The sequence below is a fragment of the Variovorax sp. E3 genome, from assembly GCF_016082275.1.
GTDB lineage: Bacteria > Pseudomonadota > Gammaproteobacteria > Burkholderiales > Burkholderiaceae_C > Variovorax.
This window is the reverse complement of the sequence record NZ_MOWM01000214.1, coordinates 1-9,729: the sequence shown is the minus strand read 5'-3', so window position 1 is coordinate 9,729 and position 9,729 is coordinate 1. Positions and strand designations below refer to the sequence as shown.

Genomic DNA, 9,729 nt, shown 5'->3' with positions numbered 1-9,729 from the left:
TGGGATGGGGGCAAGCGGCCTTGAACGCCGCGGCATATCAAGCGCCGCGAGCCCCCACCCCGACCCTCCCCCAGCGGGGGAGGGAGAAATACCACCCCAAAGAGCCTCAGCTCCCCAGGTACGCGTCCTGCACCTTCGGGTTGCCCAGCAGTTCCCGCCCGGTCCCCGACAGCACGATGCTCCCCGTCTCGATCACATAGGCCCGGTCGGCGATCTTCAGCGCCTGGCGCACGTTCTGCTCCACCAGGAAGATCGTCAGCCCCTGCTTGTTGATCTCGCGCAGCGTGCGGAAGATGTCCTGCACGATGATCGGCGCCAGGCCCATCGAGGGCTCGTCCAGCAGCAGCACGCGCGGCTTGGCCATCAGGGCCCGGCCGATCGCCAGCATCTGCTGTTCGCCGCCCGAGAGATTGCCGGCCAGCCCGTCGGCCCGGTCCTTCAGCACCGGGAAGAGGGCGTAGATGCGTTCCAGGTCGGCCATGCGCGCGGCGGTGCCGTCGCGGCGCGTGTAGGCGCCCAGCTCCAGGTTCTCGCGTACCGTGAGCGTGGTCAGCGTGGCGCGGCCCTCGGCCACCTGCACCACGCCGCCGGCCACGATCTTGTGCGGCGACAGCGCGCTGATGTCCTGCCCCGCGAACACCACGCGCCCGCCCGTTTTCTTCACGAGGCCCGACAGCGCCAGCAGCGTGGTCGACTTGCCCGCGCCGTTGGCACCCACCAGCGTGGTAATCTGCCCTTCGTGCAGCTCGAAATCGATGCCCTTCACCGCCTGCACATGGCCGAAGTTCACCTTCAGGTCCTGCACCTGCAGCAAGGGGGTGCTCGTCGTACCGGCGCTCATGCCGCGGTCTCCTGGTCGTTCGTGGCTTCGTCGTCTTCGCGGCCGAGGTAGGCCTCGATCACCTGCGGGTCGTTGCGGATCTGCTCGGGCCCGCCGCGCGCGATGATGCGCCCGAAGTTGAGCACCGCGATCTGCTGGCACAGACCCATCACGAAGCGCATGTCGTGCTCGATCATGAACACGGTGTAGCCGCGCGCCGAGATGTTCTCGATCTCGACCATCAGCTCGCTCTTCTCGGTGCTGTTCATGCCGGCCACGGGCTCGTCCAGCAGCAGCAGCGTGGGCTCGGTGGCCAGCGCGCGCGCCAGCTCCAGCTTGCGCTGGTCGCCGTACGAGAGGTTGTCGGCCACGTCGTTGGCCTTGTGGTCGAGCTTGACCCAGCTCAGCAGTTCGCGCGCGCGGTCGCGGGCGCGCTTTTCCTCGCTGCGGAACAGGCCGGTGCCCGCCAGCAGGCCCAGCGGGCCGTAGCGCAGCTTGGCGTCCATGCCCACGGTCACGTTCTCCAGCAGCGACATCTCCTTGAAGATGCGGATGTTCTGGAAGGTGCGCGCAATGCCGCCGCGCGTGATCTGGAAGGGCTTGCGGCCCGCCAGGTCCTGGCCCTTGAAGTGGATGGTGCCGCTGGTGGTCGGCAGCAGGCCGGTGATCAGGTTGAACACCGTCGTCTTGCCGGCGCCGTTCGGGCCGATCAGCCCGAAGATGCCGCCCTTGGGAATGTCGAGGTTCACGTCCTGCAGGACCTTGAGCCCGCCGAAGTGGCGCGACACGTTCTTGAGAGTCAGAAGCGTTTGTTCGCTCATGCCGCGCTCCCCTTGCGGCTGAACCACTGGCGGATGCGCGCCGGGTCCCAGATGCCCTTGGGCAGGAACAGCACGATCAGCACCAGGATGAAGCCGTTGACCACCAGGCGGAACGCGCCCAGGCCGCGCAGCATCTCGGGCAGCAGCGTGAGGATGGTGCCGCCCAGCACCGGGCCCGTGAGGCTGCCGATGCCGCCCAGGATCGCCATCGTCAGGATGTCGACCGCGCGGTTGAAGCCGTACTCGGCCGGGCCGATGAAGAAGGTCAGGTGCGCGTTCAGCGTGCCCGCCAGGCCGGCAATGGCGCCGCCCAGCACGAAGGCCAGCATCTTGTGGCCCGCCACGTCGATGCCCATCAGGCCGGCGGCGGTTTCGTCTTCCTTGATGGCCTCGAAGGCGCGGCCCACCTTGGAGCGGCGGATGCGCCACAGCACCAGCAGCGTGAGCACCAGCGCCAGCGCCACGTGCCACCACTCGGTCGACTGCGGAATGCCGTTCAGGCCCAGCGCGCCGCCCGTGAGCGACTCGGCGTCAGGATGGCGATGCGCACCACCTCGCCGAAGGCCAGCGTGGCCATGGCCAGGTACACGCCCGACAGCCGCAGCGTCGGCTTGCCGATGATGAAGGCGACCACGGCGGGCGCCGCCATGCCGGCGGCAATGGCCACCGGGAAGGGCGCACCGTAGTTCAGCGTGAGGATCGACGCGGTGTACGCGCCGATGCCCATGAAGGCCGCGTTGGCCAGGGCCAGCATGCCGCAGGCCAGCGTGAGCCAGATCGAAAGGGCCAGCAGCCCGTTGATGCCCAGCGAGAGCACCAGGTTGCTGTAGACCGACCAGAAATTGTCGAGCGCTTCCATCATCAGACCTTGCGCTCTTTCAGCGAGCCGAACAGGCCCTTGGGGCGCACCAGCAGCACGAGGAACAGCAGGCCGAAGGCCACCGCGTCGCGCATGTTGGAGCCCACGTACGCCACCGACAGCACCTCGCAAAGCCCAGGAACAGGCCGCCCAGCAGGGCGCCGCGGATGTCGCCCATGCCGCCCAGGATGATCACGGCAATGCCTTTTTCGAGCATCGGCTGGCCCATCAGCGGGAACAGCGCGTTGGAATACAGGCCGATCAGCACGCCCGCCACGCCGCCCAGGCCGGCGGCCACGAACGAGGTCAGGTAGAACAGGCCCTCGACGTTCACGCCCACCAGGTACGCCGCCTTGGGCGACTCGGCAATGGCGCGCAGGGCGCGGCCCAGTTGCGTGCGCTGCAGCGACAGCATCAGCACGCCCATCAGCACGAACGAAGCCAGCACGATGCCCAGTTCGAGCACGGTGACGTGGATGCCGGCGAACACCAGCGCGTCGTCGGGAATGGTGCCGGCCGGGAAGCGCAGGTTCTCCGCGCCGAAGATGCCCTGGATGCCGTTGTTCAAGATGATGGCCACGCCGATGGTCGCGATCATCGGAATCAGGTGGGGCGCGTTGCGCTTGCGCAAGGGCTTGAGCACCAGCACGTCGATCAGGAACCCGACCACGCCGCAGAACGCGAAGGCAAAGGGCAGGCCGACCCACAGCGGCATGCCCGAGACGCGCATGAATTCGGCCGCGGCATACGCGCCGACCATGAACACCGCGCCATGCGAGAGGTTGATGACGCCGAGCACGCCGAAAATGAGTGTGAAGCCGAGCGCGAAGAGTGCGTAGACGCACCCGAGCGACAAGGCGTTGACAAGCTGCTGATCGAGCACGATGGGCTTCCGTCAGGCCGCAACCTTCAGGGCGTTGCGGCAAATCAAAAAAGAAAACGGCGCAGTAAGCGGTCCTGCGCCAGATGCGGGAAAGAAAACATGGCGGGCCGCGCGGCTCGCCATCGAAGCGGCAAGAAAAAGGCCTTGCTTACTTCTCGATCACGAACTGCGTGCCGCGCGTCACGCTCACGATGGCTTGCTGTTGCGCGTCGTAGCCGGCCGGCTTGCCGGCCTTGTCCTTGGCGCGCGCGAAGGTGAAGGCGCCGGTGGCACCGGTCCACTTGACGTTGGGCAGTGCGTCGCGCAGGGCGGTGCGGTCGGCGGCAAGGTTGCCCGACAGCTTCACGCCCTTGAGCGCCTGGGCCACCACGTACAGGCCGTCGTAGGCTTGCGCGGCGAACTGGTCGGGCGCGGCCTTGAACTTGTCGTTGTAGGCCTTCTGGAACTTGGTGTTCTCGGGCGTGGCGTTGCTGGCCGACCAGGGGCTGCCGACGTACAGGTTGTCCGAGCTGCCCTTGGCCAGGTCGAAGATCTTGGTCGAGTTCATGCCGTTGCCGCCGATGATCGGCACGTTCAGGCCGAGCTGGCGGGCCTGCACCATGATCGGCGCGCCTTCGGCCAGCAGGGCCGACAGCACGATGGCGTCGGGGTTGGTGGCCTTGATCTTGGTGAGCTGGGCCTTGAAGTCGACGTCGCCCTTGGCGAAGGTCTCGGTCGTGGTCACGGGCAGCTTCAGGTCTTCCAGGGCCTTCTTGAAGTTGTCGTAGCCGCTCTTGGTGAACACGTCGTCGTTGCCGTACAGCACCGCGACCTTCTTCACGTTGGCGTGCTTGATGGCCACGCGCAGGGTTTCGGGCAGCACGTCGGCTTCGGTCACCGAGTTGCGGAACACGTAGTCGCCGATCGAGGTGATGCCGTCGGCCGTGTTCGACGTGCCGAAGGCCACCGTCTTGGACGCCTGGGCGATCGGGTCGCCGCCTGGGCCGAGTTCGACAGCGTGGGGCCAAAGGTCATCAGGACCTTGTCCTGGAAGATAAGTTTCTTGAAGACGTTGATGGCGTCTTCCTTCTTGCCCTGCTCGTCCTCGACGGCCAGCACGATCTTGTCGCCGTTGATGCCGCCGGCGGCATTGATTTCGTCGGCCGCCAGCTGGAAGCCGTTGCGGATGGCGGCGCCGTACTGCGCGGCGCCGCCGGACAGGGCGGCTGCGACGCCGATCTTGATGTCGGCGGCTTGCGCGCCGAAAGCGGTGGCCGCGGCGAACGCGAGCAGTGCGGGTTTGAAGGCGTTGGGGAGTCTCATGTCGGGATGCCGTTTTCAGAGGAGGATGTAAGGCGGGTTAACATTTTATGCCTCGTCTGCATGACGCGTCCGTGCGCGGCTGGCAAGGGGCTGGGCGCAGGGTAAACCCCCGCCGGGGGCTGTAAGCGCGTTTTTACAATCGCCCGGACTTACACAAAAGTCCCCAACGCGGTCACAAGCCGCGTTTTGTTTTTTCAAAGAACTCGGAGAGCTATCAATGGATCGTCGTTCCCTTATCAAAAACGCCGGGATTGCCGGCGTTTTGGCTGCCGGCATCGCGCCCGCCGTCCACGCGCAAACCGCAGTCCGCTGGCGCCTGGCCTCGAGCTTCCCGCGCTCGCTCGACACGATTTTCGGCAGCGCCGAAATGCTGTCGAAGACGGTCAAGGCGCTGTCCGGCGGCAAATTCGAAATCTCGGTCCACCCCGCCGGCGAGCTGATGCCCGCTTTCGGCGTGGTGGACGCGCTGCAGGGCGACACGCTCGAAATGGCGCAGACGGCCGCCTACTACTTCACCGGCAAGGACCCGATCTTCGCGTTCAGCTGCGCCGTGCCCTTCGGCCTGACCGCACGCCAGACCGACTCGTGGAAAGAGTACGGCAACGGCCGCAAGCTGCTCGACGCCTTCTTCGCGCAATACAACTTCCGTACCGCCAGCGCCGGCAACACCGGCACGCAGATGGGCGGCTGGTACCGCAAGGAAATCAAGACGGTCGCCGACCTCAAGGGCCTGAAGATGCGCATGGGCGGCGGCGTGTTCGGCGAGGCCATGGCCAAGCTGGGCGTGGTGTCGCAGAACATGCCCGCCGGCGACGTGTACCAGGCGCTCGAAAAGGGCACGCTGGACGCGGCCGAGTTCGTCGGCCCCTACGACGACGAGAAGCTGGGCTTCAACAAGGTGGCCCCGTACTACTACTACCCCGGCTGGTGGGAAGGCGGCGCCGACCTCGAGTTCTTCATCAACAACAAGGCCTTCGCCAAGCTGTCGGACGAGAACAAGGCCATCCTGGACGCGGCCACCAAGGTTGCCGCGCGCGACATGATCGCCAAGTACGACGCCTACAACCCGGTGGCGCTCAAGCGCCTCGTGGCCGCCAAGACCGAACTCAAGCCCTTCCCCAAGGCCGTGATGGACGCGGCTTCAAGGCTTCGATGGAAGTGTTCGCCGAGCACGAAGCCAAGTCGCCGGACTTCAAGAAGATCCACCAGGACATGCGCGCCTTCCAGCGCGACCAGATCCTGTGGAACCGCTTCTCGGAGTACCCGTTCAACCAGTACATGAACTCGGTCAAGATCTGACGAGCCGCGGGCCGCTCGCGGCCCGCAAAAAAGAGGCCGGCCCCGCGAAAGCGGGCCGGCCTTTTTTCATGGCGGGCTCCTGTGGGGGAGCCCGCCGTGCTTCAGGGCTTTTGCGGCGCCGGCTTGAGCGCGTCCTGCATGGCCTTCATCGGGTCGCTCTCGCCGCTCTCGGTGCCGGGTTCCGGCATGGCCGGGGCGGCGGGCGCCGCGCCCTCCGTGCCAGGCGCGCCCGGCTCGACCTTCGGCTGCGCATCGTCCGGACCGCCGTAGGGGTCGGCCGCCGGTCCGCCGTCTTCCGGCTTCAGGCTGTCGCGCATCTGCGCGCCGATGTCGTCGAGGTTGACCTTGACTTCCTTGTCGAGGGCGCCCGTCACGATCTGCGGGAACGCGATCAGCACGCCCACCATGGTGAGCTGGATCAGCACGAACGGGATCGCGCCCTTGTAGATCTGCATCGTGGTCACCGGCTCCATGACCTTCTGGGTCACGCGGTCCACGTACTGCTTCTCGGGCGCGACGGAGCGCAGGAAGAACAGCGCGAAGCCGAACGGCGGGTGCATGAACGAGGTCTGCATGTTCACCGCCAGCAGCACGCCGAACCAGATCAGGTCGATGCCCAGCTTGTGGGCCACGGGCGCCAGCAGCGGCACCACGATGAACGACAGCTCGAAGTAGTCCAGGAAGAACGCCAGGAAGAACACCAGCACGTTCACCGCGATCAGGAAGCCCACCGGGCCGCCGGGCAGCGCCGACAGCAGGTGCTCGACCCAGATCGGGCCGTCGGCCGCCTGGAACACCAGGCTGAACACCGTGGCGCCGATCAGGATGAACATCACGAAGCTGGACAGCTTGGTGGTCGAGGCCAGCGCCTGCTTGAGCAGCGAGAAGCTCATGCGCCGGCGCACCCACGCCATGACCAGCGCGCCCAGGGCGCCCATGGCGCCGCCTTCGGTGGGCGTGGCCACGCCCAGGAAGATGGTGCCCAGCACCAGGAAGATCAGCAGCAGCGGCGGAATCAGCACGAAGGTCACGCGCTCGGCCAGCCGCGACAGCAGGTTGAGCTTCAGCCCCTTGTTGATCAGCGCGATCACCAGCGCCACGAACACGCCGCCGCACATGGCGACGACCACTTTCTCGTCGGTGGCCACGGAGGTCACTTCCTGGCCCTGGAACCAGGTGTGCACCGCCGCCATGTTGCGCGCCAGCCAGACCGCCACCACGGCCGACAGGGCCGTGAGCGCCACCAGCGACGTGTAGCCGCCGCTGCCGTTGGGTTCGCGGAAAGTGCGTGCCTCGGGCGGCAGCGCGGGCACCTGCGCCGGCTTGAAGATCGCGAGGAACACGACGTACAGCACGTACAGGCCCATCAGCATGAAGCCGGGCAGGAACGCGCCCTTGTACATGTCGCCGACGCTCTTGCCGAGCTGGTCGGCCATGATGATCAGCACCAGCGAGGGCGGAATGATCTGCGCCAGCGTGCCCGAGGCCGCGATGACGCCGCTGGACAGCCGCCGGTCGTAGCCGTAGCGCAGCATGATGGGCAGCGAGATCAGGCCCATCGAGATGACCGAGGCCGCCACCACGCCGGTGGTGGCCGCGAGCAGCGCGCCCACGAAGATCACCGCCAGCGCCAGGCCGCCGCGCATCGGGCCGAACACCTGGCCGACCGTGTCGAGCAGATCCTCGGCCATGCCGCTGCGCTCCAGCACGAGCCCCATGAGCGTGAAGAAGGGCACGGCCAGCAAGGTGTCGTTGGCCATGATGCCGATCAGCCGCTGGGGCAGCCAGGCCATCACCGACGACTGGAACACGCCGAGCTCGACGCCGACGAGACCGAAGAACAGGCCGCAGGCCCCGAGGCTGAAGGCCACGGGAAAGCCCAGCAGCAAAAAGCAGATCAGCCCCGCGAACATGATCGGGGCGAAGTTGGCAACAATGAATTCCATGGTGTTTTTCCGCTCGGCCGTTCAGTGTTGCGGCTTGGGGGCGGCGCCGGTGGCGGCCTTGGCGGCCTCCACCTCGGCTTGCAGGCGCAGGGCCTCGATCAGTTCGGCCTCGGCCGTCTTGTCGGTCAGGCGGCCCATGGGGTCGGGGCCTTCACCGCGCAGGAACGCAATGCGCTTGATCAGCTCCGACCAGCCCTGCAGCAGCAGCAGCGTGAAGCCGAACGGCAGCGCCGCCCACACGGGCCAGCGGATCAGCCCGCCCGAGTTGCCCGACATTTCGCCCGAGTGGTACATCTGCAGCACCACGGGCATCGACAGCCACAGCACCGTGATGCACAGCGGCGTCAGGAAGAACGCGAAGCCGATGATGTCGATCCACACCTGCTTGCGCTTGGACAGGCGGCTGTTGAGCACGTCGATGCGCACGTGTTCGCGGTTCAGCAGCGTGAAGCCGGCGGCGATCAGGAACGACCACGCGAACAGGTACCACTGGACTTCGAGGAACGCGTTGGAACTGGTGTTGAACACCTTGCGCACGATGGCGTTGAGGCCACTGATCACCGTGGCGGCCAGGATGAGCCAGATCGCGTATTTGCCCACCTGGGCATTGAGCCAGTCGATGGCTCGGGACAGCTTGAGCAAGCCTTGCATTACATCTCCATTTTTGTATTGGATGCCCCAGATACGACAGCACCCGACGCACTGGCCTTGTGTGCCAGCGGGTCGGGTGCGTGAGGCGGTGCGAATTCTATCGATGTAATGGGAAGTGTCTTTTGGGGCCTACCCGGAGGCGGGGCTTAGTCATAATGTTTCATGGCCCAGACACCGCGCCCCCCTCCGGCCCCGGCTGTGGCGACGTCCCAGTCGATCGATTCGCCCGACATCTGCCGGGCCGGGCGCGATTTGCTGTCCCTGGCGTTGATCGACGCGCGCAACCACACCCTGCACCTGCTGTCGCTCTACGAGCAGGCGCTCGGCGAAGGCATGCCGGTGCCGCGCGGCCCGGACGTGGTGCCGCCGGCCTGGCTGGCCGGCCACATCGGCTGGTTCGCCGAGTGGTGGATCGGGCGCAACACCCAGCGCGCCTTCGGTGCCGAGTGCCCGGCGCGGCCCACCCGGCTGGCGGCCATCGAGCCCGGCGCGGACGACTGGTGGAGTACCGCGCAAATGGCGCAGGCCCAGCGCGGCATGCCCGACCTGCCCGATCTTTCCCAGACCAAGGCCTACCTGCTCGAAACGCTGGAGAGCACGCTCGAGCTGCTCGAGAACGCGGCCGAGACCGACGCCGGCCTGTACTTCTACCGCCTTGCGCTGTTCCACGAAGACCTGCGCGGCGAGCAGCTCGTGGTGATGGCGCAGACGCTGGGGCTGCCGCTCGGGTTCGAGCAGGCGCCCATCGCCGTCACGCGCGAGCCGCTGCTGCTGCCGGCCACGCGCTGGGAGCTGGGCATGCCCGACAGCGGCTTCGCCTTCGCACAGGAGCGCGCGGCGCACCGCGTGGACGTGCCCGAGTTCGAGATCGACGCCCAGCCCGTCACCTGGAACCAGTACATCGAGTTCGTCGACGACGGCGGCTACGACCGCGAGGAGCTGTGGCACGGCGAAGGCTGGCGCTGGCTCGCGGCGCAGATCGAAGGCCGGCGCGGGCCGCGCCATGTCGAGCAGATCGGCGCGGCGCGCCACGGCTCGGGCGGCTCGGTGCTGCAGCAGCGCTTTGGCGCGACCGTGCGCGCGGCCGGCCATCACAGTGCCGTGCACCTGAGCTGGTGGGAGGCCGACGCCTGGGCGCGCTGGGCCGG

General features: G+C 67.0%; 5 protein-coding genes and 4 pseudogenes. 2 read left to right on the top strand and 7 right to left on the bottom strand.

All coding sequences use genetic code 11. The features are described from left to right. Positions 1-106 precede the first annotated feature (106 nt). The 5 genes and pseudogenes from BMG07_RS37610 to BMG07_RS37590 all read right to left on the bottom strand — a co-directional run bounded on the left by BMG07_RS37610 (position 107) and on the right by BMG07_RS37590 (position 4,685). Positions 107-841, bottom strand: a complete 735-nt coding sequence (locus BMG07_RS37610) for an ABC transporter ATP-binding protein (RefSeq protein ID WP_198088752.1) — start codon at positions 839-841, stop codon at positions 107-109. Continuing rightward, complete coding sequence (locus BMG07_RS37605) at positions 838-1,641, bottom strand: ABC transporter ATP-binding protein (RefSeq protein ID WP_198088751.1); 804 nt, start codon at positions 1,639-1,641, stop codon at positions 838-840. The genes BMG07_RS37610 and BMG07_RS37605 overlap by 4 nt, the downstream gene beginning before the upstream one ends. Further along, a pseudogene (locus BMG07_RS37600) lies at positions 1,638-2,500 on the bottom strand (branched-chain amino acid ABC transporter permease). Before BMG07_RS37600 ends, BMG07_RS37605 begins: the two are co-directional and overlap by 4 nt. A 2-nt stretch (positions 2,501-2,502) precedes the next feature. Beyond that, positions 2,503-3,383, bottom strand: a pseudogene (locus tag BMG07_RS37595) (branched-chain amino acid ABC transporter permease). A 148-nt stretch (positions 3,384-3,531) separates the two neighbouring features. Further along, positions 3,532-4,685 (bottom strand): annotated as a pseudogene (locus BMG07_RS37590) (ABC transporter substrate-binding protein). A gap of 217 nt (positions 4,686-4,902) precedes the next feature. Here BMG07_RS37590 and BMG07_RS37585 point away from each other — a divergent pair. Continuing rightward, positions 4,903-5,984, top strand: a pseudogene (locus BMG07_RS37585) (TRAP transporter substrate-binding protein). 101 nt (positions 5,985-6,085) lie between these two features. On the opposite strand, the gene BMG07_RS37580 reads toward BMG07_RS37585, so the two are convergent. Together BMG07_RS37580 and BMG07_RS37575 are read right to left on the bottom strand one after the other, a co-directional pair. Beyond that, positions 6,086-7,930, bottom strand: coding sequence for a TRAP transporter large permease subunit (locus BMG07_RS37580; protein WP_198088750.1), 1,845 nt, complete (start codon positions 7,928-7,930; stop codon positions 6,086-6,088). 21 nt (positions 7,931-7,951) lie between these two features. Further along, positions 7,952-8,581 (bottom strand): TRAP transporter small permease subunit, encoded by a 630-nt coding sequence (locus BMG07_RS37575; protein WP_198088749.1) that lies wholly within the window; start codon positions 8,579-8,581, stop codon positions 7,952-7,954. A gap of 162 nt (positions 8,582-8,743) precedes the next feature. Here BMG07_RS37575 and BMG07_RS37570 point away from each other — a divergent pair. Next, the coding region (locus BMG07_RS37570; RefSeq protein ID WP_198088748.1) for an SUMF1/EgtB/PvdO family nonheme iron enzyme at positions 8,744-9,729 on the top strand (986 nt) is incomplete at its 3' end.